The sequence below is a fragment of the Serratia sp. EC4 genome (assembly GCF_059652115.1).
Genome location: NZ_JBNIDE010000001.1, coordinates 169,756 through 186,694 on the forward strand (window position 1 = coordinate 169,756; position 16,939 = coordinate 186,694).

The window sequence follows — 16,939 nt, forward strand, 5'->3', positions numbered from 1 at the left end:
TATGCGCATCCGTACATACCATCATCAGCTCTCCTTTTCGGGGGCGCCCGCAGCGAGTGATTTCGCTACCCTGCATCAACAAGGCTACCGGCTTATCGTCAACAACCGGCCGGACGAAGAGCCGGGAGAGTATCTTGACCATCAGCAAGAGAAAGCGTTGGCTGAACAAGGGGGGATGCGTTACGTCTATCTCCCTTATACGTTCGATACGCTGACCTGGGAGACCGTTTACACCTTCCAGTTTCTGTTGCGGCAAGGCAAGAAGACCCTGGCGCATTGCAGGAGCGGGGCGCGCTCGGCTTGCCTCACTCTGCTGTATGCGCTGCGTGAAGGGCGGATCGATGAAGCGCAATTCCGCAGCCAATGCGAAGAATATGGCGCGGATGCCGATAAGGCGCTCAGTTGGTATCGCCGGCATCAGCCCGTTCAGTCTCATGCGGAAGTGCATGCGTTTTATGAGCCGGAAAGCGGCAGCCTGCAGTATGTCGTCGCCGATCCCAAGGCGCGTCGCTGCGCCATCATCGATCCGGTGCTGGATTTTGATCGCCGATCGGGCACGGTCTCGCATCAGCAGGCCCGCACCATTTTAAGCTTTATCCAGCAGCGAGGATGGGGAGTGGCCTGGGTGCTGGATACGCACCCGCATGCCGACCATTTTTCTGCCGCCACCTGGCTGGCGCAGAAAACCGGCGCCCTTACCGGCATAGGCGAAAAAATTACCGCCGTGCAGGGGCTGTGGCAAGACATCTATAATTTGAAAGAATTGCCTCCCGCCGAGACCCTGTGGGATGCGCTGTTTGCGGATGGGGACGTCTTTTTTATCGGCAACCTGCGCGCTGAAGTCTTGCTGTCTCCTGGCCACACGCTGGCGTCCGTCACTTATCACATTGCCGATGCGGCGTTTATTCACGATACGTTTTTCATGCCGGACAGCGGCACCGCAAGGGCCGATTTCCCCGGCGGAAATGCGGAAGCCCTGTGGGATTCGTTGCAGCGGATCTTGAGCCTGCCTGCGGATACCCGCCTGTTTACCGGCCATGATTACCGCCCGGCGGGGCGTGAGGCCCGGTGGGAAAGCACTGTGAGAGAGCAGCGCGAGAACAACCCCTGGGTGGCCAACATGGATAAAGCTCAATTTATCGCGCAAAGAAAGCAGCGAGACGCCACGTTGCCGCATCCGGAATTGATGCTGATGGCGCTGCAGGTCAACATTCGCGGCGGCGTACTGCCTGATTGCGAAGATGATGGGCGGCACTACCTCAAAATTCCTGTTAATCGCTTCAAGGGGTAAATCAAGCCAGAGAAGCGCGATCGTTCACGGCTGCCAATCTCAAGGCGATCGCGCCGTCTGTTAATGGTTTTTTATGAAATAATCAGACTGATTCATATTTAATTATTTGTTTTTACACAAAACACGCGGCGCTTGCCCTCGCCGAATACAGTCACTACATTAACAACTGTACTTCCCACACTGCTAAGGAAAACACCATGAAAGCTGCCGTAGTGACGAAAAACCATACCGTAGACATTCAGGATAAAGTGCTGCGCCCGCTGAAGCACGGCGAAGCGGCGTTGAAAATGGAGTGTTGCGGGGTGTGCCACACCGATTTGCACGTGAAAAACGGCGATTTCGGCGAGGTGCCGGGCATTACGTTGGGGCATGAGGGCATCGGCGTGGTCTCCGCCGTCGGTGAGGGCGTCACCTCGTTAAAAGTGGGTGACCGCGCCAGCGTCGCCTGGTTTTACCAGGGGTGCGGCCATTGCGAATACTGCGTCAGCGGCAACGAGACCCTGTGCCGCTCGGTGAAAAACGCCGGCTACAGCGTTGACGGCGGTATGGCGGAAGAGTGCATCGTGGTGGCGGACTACGCGGTGAAAGTGCCGGATGGGCTCGATTCTTTCGCCGCCAGCAGCATCACCTGCGCCGGCGTCACCACCTACAAGGCGGTGAAGATTTCCGATATCAAACCGGGGCAGTGGATCGCCATTTATGGCCTTGGCGGGCTAGGCAACCTGGCGTTGCAGTACGCCAAGAACGTGTTTAACGCCAAAGTGATCGCCATCGACGTCAACGACGGTCAGTTGGAGTTCGCCAAACAGATCGGCGCCGATCTGACCATCAACTCCAAAACGCAAAACGCGGAGGAGATCATTCAACAGCAAACCGGCGGCGCTCACGCGGCGGTGGTGACGGCGGTGGCGAAAGCCGCCTTCAACTCGGCGGTGAATGCGGTGCGCGCCGGCGGTAAAGTGGTGGCCGTGGGGCTGCCGCCGGAGAGCATGGATCTGAGCATTCCGCGCCTGGTGCTGGACGGCATTCAGGTGGTGGGTTCGCTGGTGGGCACGCGCGAAGATCTGAAGGAGGCGTTCCAGTTCGCCGCCGAAGGCAAGGTGACGCCGAAAGTGACCAAGCGGCCGCTGAGGGATATCAACGCCATCTTCGACGAGATGAAGGCGGGCACCATTCGCGGTCGCATGGTGATCGATCTCGGCATGGCGAAGTAGGCCACGCGCAAAAAGAAGGCCACCTGCGGGTGGCCTTCTTGTCATTACGCCGGGTTCAGAACAGGCCCAGCGGCTTGGCGTCGTAGCTGACCAGCAGGTTTTTCACCTGTTGATAGTGCGACAGCGCCGCCTTGTGGGTCTCGCGCCCGATGCCGGAGTTCTTGTAGCCGCCGAACGCGGCGTGCGCCGGGTACAGGTGGTAGCAGTTGGTCCATACGCGCCCGGCCTTGATCGCGCGGCCCATGCGGTAAGCGCGGTTGATGTCGCGGGTCCACAGCCCGGCGCCCAGCCCGAACTCGGTGTCGTTGGCCAGCGCCAGGGCTTCGGCCTCATCCTTGAAGGTGGTGACGCCAATCACCGGCCCGAAGATCTCCTCGCGGAAGAAACGCATGCTGTTGTTGCCGGTAATCAGCGTCGGCTGCAGGTAGAAACCGTTTTGCACTTCGTCGCCGCGCTGGGCGGGCTCGCCGCCCGCAACGATTTTGCCCCCCTCGTTTTTAGCGATGTCGATGTAGGACAGGATCTTGTCGTACTGCTGTTTTGACGCCTGGGCGCCGATCATGGTCTCGGTGTCGAAGGGATCGCCCTGGCGGATGGTAGCGATACGCGCCAGCACTTTCTCCATAAACTGCGGGTAGATGGATTCCTGGATCAGCGCGCGTGAAGGGCAGGTGCACACCTCCCCCTGATTGAAGAAGCCGAGCACCAGCCCCTCAACCGCTTTGTCGATAAACTCCGGTTCCGCCTGCATGATGTCTTCAAAATAAATGTTCGGCGATTTTCCGCCCAGCTCGACGGTGCTGGGGATGATGTTCTCCGCCGCACAGGCGAGGATGTGGCGGCCGACCGGCGTGGATCCGGTGAAGGCGATTTTTTCGATGCGTTTGCTGCGCGCCAGCGCTTCGCCGGCCTCGCCGCCGAAACCTTGCACGACGTTGAGCACGCCCGGCGGCAGCAGATCGCCGATCTCTTCTATCAGCACGCTGATGCCGAGCGGCGTTTGTTCCGCCGGCTTCAGCACCACGCAGTTACCGCCCGCCAGCGCCGGCGCCAGTTTCCAGGCGGCCATCAGCAGCGGGAAGTTCCACGGAATGATCTGGCCGACCACGCCCAGCGGTTCATAGATATGGTAAGCCACGGTGTTCTGGTCGATCTCCGCCGCGGTGCCTTCCTGCGCGCGCAGGCAGCCGGCGAAGTAACGGAAATGGTCGACCGCCAACGGCAGATCGGCATTCAGGGTTTCGCGGATCGGTTTGCCGTTGTCCCAGGTTTCGGTCAGCGCCAGCATCTCCAGCCGCGATTCGATGCGATCGGCGATCGCCAGCAGCACGTTGGAACGCTCCTGCACGCTGGTTTTGCCCCAGGCGTCCGCCGCCGCATGCGCCGCGTCAAGCGCCAGCTCGATGTCTTTGGCGTCGGAACGCGGGAATTCGGCGATCGGCTGGCCGGTCACCGGCGAGGTGTTGGTGAAGTAGTTGCCGGATACCGGTTCGACAAATTTGCCGCCAATGTAGTTGCCATAGCGTTTACGGAACGAAACCAGCGAGCCAGGCAAACCGGGGTGAACATATTTCATGTGAAGCACCTCTCTGCAGATGATAACCGGCGCTATTGCGCTGCGCCTGTGAGTGCGGCCTGTCGCCGCAGCACAGAGAAGCACGCCCCGTGCCAGATTAGCGATGGACGTAGCATTAGTAAAAAAATGGCTATTTATTAAAATGTTAGGCATTGGAAGGGGTAAGGTAATCGAGCGGTGCCGCGGCCGCCGATGATTTTTTGTGTCCCGTGTCGCAACGCCTGGTACACATTTATGATACACATTTGCAACACTCGCGAACGGGGGAGAAACGCATGTTGTCTGACGACCGCTTGCCCGCAGAGGGCGCCAGCGTGCTGACCCAGCCGTTGGCGGAATCCTGGCAACGCAGCCAGGGTTATGGTTTGACGCGCACCGATCAACATATCCCGTTTATCAAAGCCGGATTGCTTGAAGAGCTGCGCAGCCGCAACGATTGGGTGCCGCAGCGGGTACAGCCGTTGATCGAGCAGCTGGGTGCGCAAATTACGCGCCAGCCCGCCATTGTGGTGATCGCCGACGCCGGCGGGCTGGTGCTGGAAACCCGCGGCAATACCGACTTTCTGCATAAGGCGTCGCGCTTTGCGCTGGCGCCGGGCAACCAGTGGGGAGAAGCGGAGCGGGGCACCAACGCCATCGGCACCGCGCTGGCACTGGGCGCATTCTGCGAAGTGCGCGGCGACCAGCATTTTCTCAACCAAAATGCCGGATTGAACTGCACCGCCGCGCCGATCTATCGTCCGGATGGCCGCATTGCCGGCATACTGGATCTCTCCGCCCCCGCGCAGCGCCCGTACCGCGATGCACAGCGCCTGATCATGCAGGCGGTGCGGCATATCGAACACCGCTGGGTCAGAAGCGCGATCGCCGATCGCCACTGGACGCTGCGCCTGCACGCCGATGCCCGCTGCCTGGGCAGCGCGCAAGAGCTGCTGCTGGTGTTTCACGACGAAGTGCTGATCGCCGCCAATCGGCTGGCGATGATGGAGTTCCGGCTTTCGTCGGCCTCATTCGGCTCCGTTGAGTTCACCCAACTGTTTCCCGACCTGTTGCGACAGCCTTCCGGCGCACCGCGCCAGACGCTGGCCGGCAATCAACAGCACTATTATTCGTTGCTTGAGGCGCCGCAGCGCCGCGTCAGCGCTCTGCGTTCTGCGCCGCCGGCGGAACGGCACGACGAGCAGCATCAGAAAGCGCTGCGTATTCTCAACGCCGGCCTTTCGCTGTGCGTGACCGGCGAAACCGGCTGCGGTAAAGAGCATTTCAGCCGCCGCCTGTTTCAAGAGAGCCGCTGGCGCAACGGCAACTTTGTGGCGATCAACTGCGCGGCGCTGCCTGAGCCGCTGATCGAATCCGAACTGTTTGGTTATGCGCCGGGGGCGTTTACCGGCGCCAATCCGAAAGGCTACATCGGCAAGATCCGCGAGGCGGACGGCGGCGTGCTGTTTCTCGATGAAATCGGCGATATGCCGGCGGGCCTGCAAACGCGCCTGCTGCGGGTGTTACAGGAAAAAACGGTCACGCCCCTCGGCAGCCGCAGCGCTTATCCGGTCGAATTCGCGCTGGTCTGCGCCACGCACCACGATCTGCATCGGCAGGTAGAGGCGGGGGCGTTTCGCGAGGATTTGCTGTACCGCATACAGGAATACAGCCTGCGCATCCCGCCGCTCAGAGAGCGGGCGCAGCTGGAGGCCTTCATTTTGCAGCTATGGCGAGAGCTGGGCGGCGAGCGGCGCGACATTCGTCTGTTGCCGGAGGCGCTGGCGATGCTGGCGCGCTATCCGTGGCCCGGCAACGTGCGGCAACTGTTGAGCACGCTCAAGGTGCTGCTGGCGCTGGCGGACGATCATGCGGTGCTTACCCTGGACGATCTTCCTCAGTCCATCGCGGTGCTGGCGCCGCGGCAAGAGAACGCCGATACCGAACAGGGGGCGCTGCAGGCGGCGATCGACAGGGCGGGCGGCAATCTCAGCCGGGCGGCGAAGGCGCTCGGCGTTTCGCGCAGCACGCTGTACCGCAAGCTGGGAAGGCAGAAAACGGCGGCGGAATGAGGCGGCATGATTGCTCATCAATAACCGGCCCCTCGATGCGGGGCCGGTTCATGCTCTAGTCCCCCAGCCCCGGCGGGTTAATCTCGGAATGGGCAATCTTCTCGTCGCTCTCCGCCCAGCGATCCAGCACCTGCAGATAGCTGCCGTTGGCGATGGCGCTGTTGAGCGAAGCCTGCACCGCGTCCACCAGGCCGTTGCCTTTTTTCAGCGTGACGGCGATGTTGGCGGTCTTCGGCCAGCCGCCGGGCACGATGCCCACCAGCCGGGTTTTGCCGGTCAGCCGCGCCTGATAGGCGCCGGAAACGTTGGGCCCGAAGGTGGCGTCGGCGCGGCCGGACTGAATGGCCAGCGTGGAGGCGGCCTTGTCGGTGACGTACACCGGTTGCAGCGGCGCTAATCCCTTGGCGCGGTTCTCTTTGTCCCAGGCCAGCAGCACCGCTTCCTGATTGGTGCCGGAATCGACGATGATCTTTTTACCGGCGATATCCGGCGCGGTTTTGATCTGGGTGATTTTACTGTCGGATTTGACGTAGAAACCCAGCGTATCCTGCCGATAGGTGGCGAAATCGAATTTGGTCTTGCGTTCGTTGGTCACGGTGATGTTGTAAACCGCGGCGTCATATTTGCCGGAGGCCACCCCCAGCGGCCAGTCTTCCCACGAGGTGGGCACCAGCTTGAGTTTCAACCCCAAACCGTCGGCCACCAGGCGCGCGATGTCCGCCTCGCTGCCAATCACCGTTTTATTGTCGCGGGCGTACAGGCCGAACGGCGGGCCGCTGCCCAGCAGAGAAATGGCGACCGTCAGCGTGCCGGGTTCCACGAACCGGAAGCCGGCGGGGATTTTGGCCACGGCTTCGGCGCTTTTCGCCGTGTGGATCGGCGTTTCGTTGGCGACGAGATCCACGCCTGGTGCGGCGGCGGCGGAAAAACTCAGCAGCGCCGCAATCACTATCATCTTTTTGCTATATATCATTATGTTAATTACCTTCATTATTATGGGTGTCACACGGTCGTTGCACTATCTCTAAAGGCGGCAGATCTGTGAACGAACAAAATCAACTAACCAATCTTGGAAAAATCATGAGGCGCCTCTGGCGGCGCTGAATCGATCGAGGATGAACCATGTCGTCGCGTTTCGCTACGTTGGGCCGCATACCGCGCGGCGTGTGGGTATTGGGTGGCGTGAGCCTGCTGATGGACGTTTCCTCGGAGATGATCCATAGCCTGTTGCCGCTGTTTATGGCGACGACGCTCGGCGCCAGCGTGATCGTCATCGGGTTGATCGAAGGGCTGGCGGAGGCGACGGCGTTGATCGTCAAGGTGTTCTCCGGCGTGCTCAGCGATTATCTCGGCAAACGCAAAGGGTTGGCGCTGCTGGGTTACGGGCTGGGCGCCATCAGCAAACCGTTTTTCGCCATCGCGTCGTCGTCCGGCATGGTGATGAGCGCGCGCCTGCTGGATCGCGTGGGCAAAGGCATCCGCGGAGCGCCGCGCGATGCCCTGGTGGCCGATGTGACGCCGCCGGAGATCCGCGGCGCGGCTTTCGGGCTGCGCCAGTCGCTGGATACCGTCGGCGCCTTTTTAGGTCCGCTGCTAGCCGTCGGTCTGATGCTGCTGTGGCACAACGATTTTCGCGCCATCTTCTGGGTGGCGGCGATCCCGGCGGCGCTGGCGATTGCGCTGCTGTTTTTCGGTCTGAAAGAGCCGGCCGCCGCGATAACCCACAAGCGCACCAACCCGATTACCCGCGCCAACCTGCGGCTGTTGGGGCGCAGCTATTGGTGGGTGGTGAGCATCGGCGCGATCTTTACGCTGGCGCGTTTCAGTGAAGCGTTCCTGGTCTTGAAGGCGCAGCAGGGCGGCACGCCGCTGGCGTTGATCCCGCTGGTGATGGTCGCCATGAATCTGGTCTACGCCTGTTCGGCCTATCCGTTCGGCAAATTGTCCGACCGCATGAGTCATGAAGGATTGCTGAAAGCCGGGCTGCTGGTGCTGATCGCCGCCGATCTGGTATTGGCGCTGAGCGATCATTGGGCGGGCGTGCTGTTTGGCGTGGCGCTGTGGGGCGTGCACATGGGCATGACGCAGGGGCTGTTGGCGGCGATGGTGGCGCACACCGCGCCGGCGCATCTGCGCGGCACCGCGTTCGGCATGTTCAATCTGATCAGCGGCGTGGCATTGCTGCTGGCGAGTCTCGGGGCCGGAACCCTGTGGGAGCTGTTCGGTTCCGCCTCCACCTTTTACGCCGGGGCGGTCATTTGCGTGGTGACGCTGGTCGGCATGAAACTGGCGCCGTTCGGCGCACGGCAGGGCGCTTAGCGGCCCTCGATAGATTGCGGCATCGCCTGCAGCAGCTCGGGCACCTGCTGGGACTCGACCGCCCGGCTGAACAGAAAACCCTGGCCGATATGGAAACCGGCTTCGCACAGCGTTTGGCGCTGCTGCTCGGTTTCCACGCCTTCGGCGATGATATCGATCGACAGCTTTTGACCGAGAATGCCGATGCTTTCCACGATCGCCAGGATCGCCGGTTCGGTGTTCATGCGTTGAATAAAGTCGCAGTCCAGCTTAATGCAGTCCAGCGGGTAGTCCATGATATGGCTGAACGAGGAGTGGCCGGTGCCGAAGTCGTCCAGCGCGATGCGGATACCCATCTCTTTGAGCATTTGCAGCGCGCGCAGTACGTATTTCGAACCGTGCTTGTTGAACGCGTGTTCGGTCACTTCCAGTTCGATCAGGTGATGGGGAATGCGGAACTTCAGCAGGCGTTGCAGGAAGGTTTCGGCGTAGTTGTCGCGTAAAAACTCGATCGGCGACACATTCAGCGAGATAGGCCGCACCGCCACGCCGGCCGCGCGCCAGCGGGCGATATCGGCGAAGACTTTCAGCTGCATGGCTTCGCTGATCTTGGTTGCCAATTCGTAGTCGTTGAACGCCTCGCTTACCGTCGCCGGCAGCTGTACGCCGTTTTGCGGGCAGTGCCAGCGCAGCAGCGCTTCAAAGCCGACGATGCTGCCGTCGATCAGGCAGACCTTCGGTTGGTAGCTGGGGCGGATGCAGTTGTCGCGCACGATCTGGCGCGCGTAGTTGAGCTGGCTGGCGCGGGCGCGGGCTTTGTCCATCATCTTGCGATCGAACATGTAGACGCCGCCGCGGCCGCCGTCTTTCAGTTCATACAGCGCGGTATCGGCGCATTTCATCAGCTCCGAAGCGTCGCGAGCGTCTTTGGGATAGATGGCGCCGCCGATGCTCATGCCGCAATGCAGCGTCTTGCCGCCGTGGGTGATCGGCGTCTCCAACTGCAGCAGAAACTTGTTGGCGATGCGGAAAATATCCTGCTCGTTTTCGACGTCGCTGATCACCACGGCGAACTCGTCGCCGCCGAGGCGGGAGACGAACGAATGCGCATTCATGCAGGCGCTGAGCCTTTTACCCAAGACCCGCAGCAGATGGTCACCCGCCGCGTGGCCCAGCGTGTCGTTCACCAGCTTGAAGTGGTCAAGATCCAGCAGCATCAGCCCAAGCGACTTTTTGCCGTGCAGGGCGCGCTTCATCTCTTGCTTCAGCTTTTTCTTGAATAAGCGTCGGTTGGGCAGGCCGGTCAATTCGTCATATTCGCTGGCGAGCAACAGGCGCTGTTCCATCACGCGTTGCGACGTCACGTCGCGCGAGACGCACAAAATCTCGGCCACGGCGCCGTGTTCGTCGCTGACCGGTGTGAGAATGTTGTCCCAGTGCTGTTTTTTACCCTGCGGCGTCACGCTCAATCCCGCGAAGCGCGCATTTTTTCCGGCTCTGACGCTGCGCAGCGCCTTGCTGCCGCGGCGACGGATCTCGGGGGACAGGAGCCCCAGCCAAGGCATGCCAAACTCTTTTTGCGCCGGATCAAGACCGAGCGCCAGGCTGCCGGAGCGATTCATGTGGCGCAGCGTGCCATCGTGATTGATGACTTTGATGCAATCGACGCTGGCGTCCAGCATGTCTTGCTGGATAGAGAGCGCCTGAACGTTTTGCTGGCGTTGCAGCATTTGCGGATGGATGTCGGTGGCGGTGAGATACCAGCTGGGCTCCTGCGCCATGCCGTCCTGACGGGCGTTAAACGCCAGCATGAACCACCGGTAGGCGCCGCTGCGCTCGCGCAGACGAGCTTCGCCGGCGAATGAGGAGAGGGCAACGATCGCCTGGCGCCATTGCGCGGCCAGGCGATCGCGATCGTCGGTGTGCAGGGCATCGAGCCAGTCTGCGGCGCCGTGCTCACCGGCGATGGCGCCGGTATAGTCGCGCCACTGCTTATTGAAGTAACCGCCAAGGCGGTTGCCGAAGCAAATCAGACCCGGCAAGTCGTCTACGATTTCGCTATAGAGATCAATCGGATTTTTGTTATTGCTCTGCTTGGGCAACAGGGTCATGCGGTATTTCCTCGGAAAATTACCCATATTCGTGCTCTATAGCAGAGCCTCTTTCAATATAGTCTTGCCAATGAAATTAGGAATAGCCAGCGGACGCGGCTAAAAACCGGCCTGGTAGCATGAAATAGATTACGCAAGAACGCATTAGGAATACTCCTGTTATTTATAAGCCCCTCTTATATTGCATCGAAAAATAAGTGCTCCGACCACAGTGGGCTATTGCCATAAAAATTAATCAATCTGATGTTTCTATTTGATGAAATATTCAGGTGTTTTCATGCTCTTCCATCGTCTGCACTGTCGCCGCTATGCGTATTCACTGATAAAAATCTCACTTATGGCGGCAATAGCCGTCATTTCATGCACTCTTCAGCGGTTATCGCAGCACCGTCGCTCGGCGCTTAGAGAAAAGTCATGATACAAATCAAGAAATGTTTTGTTTCATCTGTTGACACTTTGCTTACGTATAAGATAGCCTCGCGAATGAAAATCATTAGCAAAACTGGATGATGAAGCAAAATGCACCCACAGCCTGATCCTTACGCCCGGTCCCGATGGTCGGGTCATTCCGGCGCAACGGCGCCGGCAAGCGTACATTCGCCTCCTCTCCAGACGTCTGCGCCATAGGCGCCCGGCGCGATGGCATCCCTTTGTCTGTCTGCGCCCATTTGCATCTCTCAGCATGTCTGTTCGTGCGGCCCGCGTCGGGTCCGCATGTGTTATCCGTCGTTTCACGATCATAGGAGGTTTCAGCGCGGTTAAAACGTAAGTTTTCTTCTGGGTATAAATAAACATGGAGCGTAAAATGATACTTAATAAAAGATTGAAGTTAGCGTATTGCGTTTTTCTGGGTTGTTATGGCTTATCCATTCATTCTTCTCTTGCCGCTTATCAGGACCCCGGTCGATTGGGCGCGCCTGACAGTTGGAAAACCGCGGAGTTTAATCGCCAATGGGGGCTTGAGGCTATTTCCGCCGAATTCGCCTATGCCAGAGGCTATACCGGAAAAGGTATAACCATCGGCGTTATCGATAACGCCATTCTTTCCCATTCTGAATTCTCCGGTAAACTGACGCGCCTGGATAACGGCAGCTATAATTTCTCGTATGATAAACAAGATAATATGTCTTTCGGCGATCACGGCACGCACGTAGCCGGTATCGCTGCGGCTAAAAGAGATGGCGCAGGCATGCACGGCGTCGCTTTCGACGCGGATATTATCGGCACCAAATTGAATGATTACGGTAATCGCAACGGCCGTGAAGAGCTGATTCAGAGCGCGGCTCGCGTCATCAATAACAGCTGGGGGATCGCGCCGGATATCCGGCGAGACGCCAAAGGCGATATCATCTGGTTGCCGAACGGCAGGCCGGACTACGTGGCATTCGTAAAAAGCGAAGTGATCGCCGAGATGATGCGCAGCAAATCCAGCGTGGAATGGGGCAGCGAACAACCGGTGCCCACCGGCGGGCACAGCGCCATGTCGACGCTGCTGCGAGCGGCCAGGCACGGCAAGCTGATCGTCTTCTCGGCAGGAAATTACAACAACTACAATATCCCGGAAGCGCAAAAGTCACTGCCTTACGCTTTCCCGGACGTACTGAATAATTACCTGATTGTGACCAACCTGAGTGACGAAAATCAGTTAAGCGTTTCCTCGACCAGCTGCGGACAAACGGCCAGCTACTGCGTTTCCGCGCCGGGTTCTGATATTTACAGCACCGTTGGCCGGCTGGAATCCAATACCGGCGGCGCCGTGAATCGCGAAGCTTATAATAAGGGCGAGCTGTCGGTTAATCCCGGCTACGGCAATAAATCCGGCACCTCAATGGCGGCGCCGCACGTTACCGGCGTTGCCGCCGTATTGATGCAACGTTTCCCTTATATGAGCGCCGATCAAATATCCGCGGTAATTAAAACCACCGCCACCGATTTGGGTGTTGCCGGTATTGATAATCTGTTCGGCTGGGGACGTGTCAATTTACGCGATGCGATCAACGGCCCGAAAATGTTTATTACCCAAGAGGATATCCCGCAGGAATATTATGTACCGGGCTCCTACAGTGAAAAACAGTTCGTGGTGAATATCCCCGGCCTGGGAAATATCGTCGAACCCGGTACCTCTGTTGAGCGGCGCTGCACGTCGAGCGAATGCGACTTCGATTCGTGGAGTAACGACATCAGCGGGCACGGCGGCTTGACCAAAACGGGCGCCGGTACGCTGGCGCTGTTGGGTAATAACACCTATCGCGGTGATACCTGGGTGAAACAGGGCGTGTTGGCGATCGACGGTTCGGTGGCATCCAACGTCTATATCGAAAATAGCGGCACATTGTCCGGTGAGGGCACCGTAGGCGCCTTCAGAGCGGCTCGGAGCGGCAGCGTCGCGCCGGGCAACGGCATCGGCACGCTGCATGTGTTGCACGATGCCATTTTTGATCGCGGTTCGCAGTATAACGTGGAAGTGGCGGACAATGGCCGCAGCGATAAGATCGCCGCGCGGCGCGCTTTCCTCAACGGCGGCAGTGTGAATGTCAGCCTGGAGCGCAGCCAAAACCTGCTGTCGCAGAATGAGGCGCAGAGTCTGCTGGGCAACAAGTACACCATCCTGACCACGACGGACGGCGTTACCGGTAGATTCGAAAACGCCAACCCATCGTATCCGTTTGTTAAAGTCGCGCTGGATTATCAGGGCAATGACGTCGGCCTTGGCATCACGCGCACCGACGCCAGCTTTGACAGCCTGGCCAGCACTGAGAACGAGAAAGCGGTAGCTCGTGCGGTGGAGACGCTCAACGCGACGGAGCCGGTCACGGAAACGGCCAAACGCAGCGTGGCGATCCCGGCGGCCGAAGAGGCCAACCTGCTGCAAAGCGATGGGGGCGAGGCGCAAGCCGTGAGCGAAGAGGCGAGCATCGTGGCGGGCCATCCGGTCTATGAAAGCTTCCTCGGCTTCACCTCGGCCAGAGAATTGCAACAGGCGACCCGTCAACTGTCCGGCCAGATCCACGCGGATATGGCTTCCGCCCAGATCAACGAAAGCCGTTACCTGCGCGATACCGCCACCGAGCGCTTGCGCCAGGCGGAAGGCCGCCGCACCGCTACCGACATTAAAGCGGATGACAACGGCGCCTGGGCGAAACTGCTGGGTAGCTGGGGGCATGCTTCCGGCAACGACAACGCCACCGGTTACCAGACCTCCACCTATGGCGTGCTGTTAGGTCTGGACAGCGAACTGTTTGACGACGGCCGGCTTGGCATGATGACCGGGTATACCCGCACTTCGCTGGATGGCGGTTATCAGTCAGATGCTCACAGCGACAACTACCATCTGGGGCTGTACGGCGACAAACGCTTCGGCGCGTTGGCGCTGCGAGCGGGCGGCACCTATACTTGGCATCGCATCGACACCTCGCGCTCGGTGAACTACGGCGCGCAGTCGGATCGCGAGAAGGCCAAGTATAACGCGCGCACCGGTCAGCTGTTCATCGAAAGCGGCTACGATTGGACGAGCGATGCGGTCAACCTTGAGCCGTTCGCCAACCTGGCGTATACCCATTACCGTAACGAGGAGATCAACGAGCAAGGCGGGGCAGCGGCGCTGCGCGGCGACAAACAAAGTCAGTCCGCCACCGCCTCGACGTTGGGGCTGCGCGCCGACACCGAGTGGCAAACCGACAGCGTGGCGATCGCGCTGCGCGGCGAGCTGGGTTGGCAGCATCAGTACGGCAAGCTGGAGCGTAAAACGCAGCTGATGTTCAAACGCACCGATGCGGCGTTCGACGTGAACAGCGTGCCTGTTTCTCGCGATGGCGCGATTCTGAAAGCGGGCGTCGATGTATCGATTAACAAAAACGCCGTCCTGTCCCTTGGCTACGGCGGGCAGCTGTCGTCCAACCACCAGGACAACAGCGTCAACGCCGGTCTGACCTGGCGCTTCTGATCGCGGTTGCATGCTTCGCTTTATTCAGCCCTCATCGTGACGATGGGGGCTTTTTTTTCGCGGCCAGCCGGCCTTCTGCGGCATGAGCGATACTTTCTCCGCGACCTATTCCCCCGGCCGGTGTTCACCGCCGGGTTAATCAATCAGAGGAAAACAAACGCAGCTGCCAATAGCGCAATTGCGTCAGCGTGATCGGCGCAGCGGCGGCAATAGCCGCGCGATTTTCCAACGCAATCTCCCGCGCGCGTTGCAACGGCTCGGCGCTGAGGCCTTGCAAGTTTTGTTGCAGCGCCTGTTGCGTTTGCTCCAGCTCACCAACGCTAACGTGCGTCAGCTCATGATGCATCTGCAGCAAGAATTCGTCGTTTAACTGCCGCAGCTGTTCAGCGGTGAACGTCGGGGATTGCAGCGCGAACAGCAGGCCTTCGGCATGGGTGCAGCGGTGGAAGGCACATTGCACCACGTAGCCCACGTTGCGTTCCACGCGCAGCCGCTGAAAATAGCGCGGCGCGTAAAGCCGGGCCAGCACGCGCAGCGCCCAGCGGCCTTCGGCTTCATCGTTTTGCAGCGGGTAAAACTGCAGCAAGGCGTGTTCGGCGCCGCTTTCCGTCAGCGTGACAGGGGGATGTAAACGCGGCGGCGTTTGCGGCTCAGCCGTTATGGCGTAGGGGAAGTCATACAGCAAATGTGACAGCCGCCGTTTTAACTCGCCATCGCCGCCGACCAGGGTGGCATGCCAGTGTGGCGCCGTTGCCGTAGAGACGTTCAGCGCCGCCGGTAATTGGGCCAACAGGCGGCGAATGGCGATATCGTTTTGTTGTTTTAACTGCGCGTGGCGCAGGTTTCTCGCCGCCTCGTTGATGACGGCCGGCGGCTGCGCAGCCAGAGCCCGGTTCACGACGTTCAGGCCGTGGCAGATCAGCCCGTGGCTGCCCGCCAGCTGCAGCAGCCACACGCCCTGGTGGCGTTCGACGCTTAAATGTCCCTCCCGATGCGCCAGCTCCGCCGCGCCAGGGCGCAGCGCCGCCTGCAAGCCACAGGCCTGTTCTTCGCTGAGTGCGCCATGCGACGATGGGCGCAGCAACAGCACCGGCTGCGCCTCGCCGGAACGCAGATGCTGCAGCGGCGCCTGGCCGGGCGGCAAGGGCGGGATAGGCAGCGCCGCCGAGGCGGAGAAAAAGCGGAAAGGTTCCGCTGTAGGCGCCAGCGCGGCGCCGGCGAAGGGGCCAAGGGTCAGCGGCAGCCCTTGGATTTCGCGCGTTTCACCGCCCCCCTCGGGCTGCACGGCCAGGCGGCGGCGCGGCGCCGCCATCAGCATAGTGAGTTGCCGCGTCCAGTCGTCATGCTGTTCCGTCGGCGGCAGCCCAAACGCTCTGGCCCGCAGCTGATCGAGCGGCGCCAGACGGTGAAAATCGCGGTTCGCCAGTTGCCCGAAATGCTCGAGCTGGCCTGGTGTCAGCGCGTTCAACGCCTGCAGCCATGCCAGCAAGGCGCTTTCGATATGGGCGGCCTCAGACGCCGAGCCGTGATTGACGGTGAAAATAAAACTCAACAGGGCGCTGTTTTCGCCGCAGCGGGCATAATCCAGCCGAACGGCATCGCCCCACGCGTGCGCGCGCAGCCGTGCCAGCAGCCCGCCAGGGGCGTCGTCCAGCAATAAACGCTCAAGCCGCCGCAGCCAGCCGCGTGAACGGCAGTGCGGCAGGGCAAACACCAGCCGCAGCTGCGGCGCGCCGGGAAGAGACAGCGTGTAATCTTGCCCGGCGGCCAGCGGCGGCAATGTCTCGGGCGGCGCGGCGCTGCCCGACGGCAAGCCGCCACCGTAGCGCTGTGCCAGCGCATGCAGCTGCTCAAGCGATTGTGGGCCTTGCAGCCACAGCGTCATGTTCGGTGCGCGGTAATAATGGTGGTGAAACTGCCGCAACGCCTGCTGCAACGCGGAAATATCGCTGCCGAAAGCGGCGCGGCTGCCGATATGAAAGCGATGCAGCGCGTCAAATCCGCTGAACATCTGCCGCTGCGCCGCTTCGCAGCGGGTTTCAACATCGGCGCGCAGCAGGCGGTATTCGGCGTCGATGACCTCGATCTCCTGGGCGATCGCCTCAGTCGCCAGCTGCGGAGCGGCGAGCATATCGCTCAGCCGCGCCAACCCATCCGCCAGATGGGCGGCGCCCACCTCAAAGAAAAACGCGGTTTGCGTGGCCTGGGTGGTGGCGTTTAACCGGCCACCGGCCGTCTGGGTCCAGCCCATCAGCCCATCTTGAGCGCTGAAGTTCGCGCTGCCGCGAAACAGCATATGCTCCAGCAGATGCGCCAGGCCGGGCCAGGCGGCAGGCGCCTGAAAGCTGCCCGCTTCGATGCGCACCAGCGCGGCGGCGGCGTCGGCGGCAGGGTCGCTTATCGCTTTGACGGCCAAACCGTTATCGAGCTGCCACGAAGCGGCGGCGGGTACCAT

Annotated in this window: 9 protein-coding genes; 5 read left to right on the forward strand and 4 right to left on the reverse strand. The window is 60.5% G+C overall.

What is annotated here, in order from left to right; all coding sequences use genetic code 11:
• Position 1: 1 nt before the first annotated feature.
• Both blh and adhP read left to right on the forward strand, forming a co-directional pair.
• Entirely contained in the window at positions 2-1,291 is a 1,290-nt protein-coding gene (gene blh / locus ACP39K_RS00800) for a bifunctional sulfur transferase/dioxygenase Blh (RefSeq protein ID WP_033640361.1), read from the forward strand.
• Between the two features lie 197 nt (positions 1,292-1,488).
• A complete protein-coding gene (gene adhP / locus ACP39K_RS00805; RefSeq protein ID WP_016927758.1) occupies positions 1,489-2,505 on the forward strand; it encodes an alcohol dehydrogenase AdhP in 1,017 nt (338 codons plus the stop codon).
• A 55-nt stretch (positions 2,506-2,560) separates the two neighbouring features.
• Here the strand turns inward: adhP and exaC are convergent, their stop codons facing one another.
• Entirely contained in the window at positions 2,561-4,081 is a 1,521-nt protein-coding gene (exaC, locus tag ACP39K_RS00810) for an acetaldehyde dehydrogenase ExaC (protein ID WP_497008223.1), read from the reverse strand.
• Positions 4,082-4,356: 275 nt separating this feature from the next.
• Between exaC and ACP39K_RS00815 the strand changes: the two genes are divergently transcribed.
• Positions 4,357-6,132, forward strand: a complete 1,776-nt coding sequence (locus tag ACP39K_RS00815) for a sigma-54-dependent Fis family transcriptional regulator (protein ID WP_261280432.1) — start codon at positions 4,357-4,359, stop codon at positions 6,130-6,132.
• Between the two features lie 55 nt (positions 6,133-6,187).
• On the opposite strand, the gene ACP39K_RS00820 is transcribed toward ACP39K_RS00815, so the two are convergent.
• Entirely contained in the window at positions 6,188-7,105 is a 918-nt protein-coding gene (locus ACP39K_RS00820; protein WP_197818158.1) for an ABC transporter substrate-binding protein, read from the reverse strand.
• Between the two features lie 149 nt (positions 7,106-7,254).
• Between ACP39K_RS00820 and ACP39K_RS00825 the strand changes: the two genes are divergently transcribed.
• Positions 7,255-8,451, forward strand: a complete 1,197-nt coding sequence (locus ACP39K_RS00825) for an MFS transporter (protein ID WP_033640357.1) — start codon at positions 7,255-7,257, stop codon at positions 8,449-8,451.
• Here the strand turns inward: ACP39K_RS00825 and ACP39K_RS00830 are convergent.
• Positions 8,448-10,541, reverse strand: a complete 2,094-nt coding sequence (locus tag ACP39K_RS00830) for a putative bifunctional diguanylate cyclase/phosphodiesterase (RefSeq protein WP_497008224.1) — start codon at positions 10,539-10,541, stop codon at positions 8,448-8,450. The two genes, ACP39K_RS00825 and ACP39K_RS00830, sit on opposite strands and share 4 nt — an antisense overlap.
• A gap of 907 nt (positions 10,542-11,448) precedes the next feature.
• Between ACP39K_RS00830 and ACP39K_RS00835 the strand changes: the two genes are divergently transcribed.
• Positions 11,449-14,484 carry an autotransporter domain-containing protein gene (locus ACP39K_RS00835; protein ID WP_072009665.1) on the forward strand — a complete coding sequence of 1,012 codons (3,036 nt, stop codon included), beginning with the start codon at positions 11,449-11,451 and terminating at the stop codon, positions 14,482-14,484.
• Between the two features lie 139 nt (positions 14,485-14,623).
• On the opposite strand, the gene pqqF is transcribed toward ACP39K_RS00835, so the two are convergent.
• On the reverse strand, positions 14,624-16,939 hold the full coding sequence (gene pqqF / locus ACP39K_RS00840) for a pyrroloquinoline quinone biosynthesis protein PqqF (RefSeq protein WP_497008225.1): 2,316 nt from the start codon (positions 16,937-16,939) through the stop codon (positions 14,624-14,626).

Bases quoted from the DNA above. Each gene is read 5' to 3' on its own strand.
- adhP (WP_016927758.1), top strand. From the start codon at position 1,489: ATGAAAGCTGCCGTAGTGACGAAAAACCATACCGTAGACATTCAGGAT.
- ACP39K_RS00820 (WP_197818158.1), bottom strand. From the start codon at position 7,105: ATGATATATAGCAAAAAGATGATAGTGATTGCGGCGCTGCTGAGTTTT.
- blh (WP_033640361.1), top strand. From the start codon at position 2: ATGCGCATCCGTACATACCATCATCAGCTCTCCTTTTCGGGGGCGCCC.
- pqqF (WP_497008225.1), bottom strand. From the start codon at position 16,939: ATGGTACCCGCCGCCGCTTCGTGGCAGCTCGATAACGGTTTGGCCGTC.
- exaC (WP_497008223.1), bottom strand. From the start codon at position 4,081: ATGAAATATGTTCACCCCGGTTTGCCTGGCTCGCTGGTTTCGTTCCGT.
- ACP39K_RS00815 (WP_261280432.1), top strand. From the start codon at position 4,357: ATGTTGTCTGACGACCGCTTGCCCGCAGAGGGCGCCAGCGTGCTGACC.
- ACP39K_RS00830 (WP_497008224.1), bottom strand. From the start codon at position 10,541: ATGACCCTGTTGCCCAAGCAGAGCAATAACAAAAATCCGATTGATCTC.
- ACP39K_RS00825 (WP_033640357.1), top strand. From the start codon at position 7,255: ATGTCGTCGCGTTTCGCTACGTTGGGCCGCATACCGCGCGGCGTGTGG.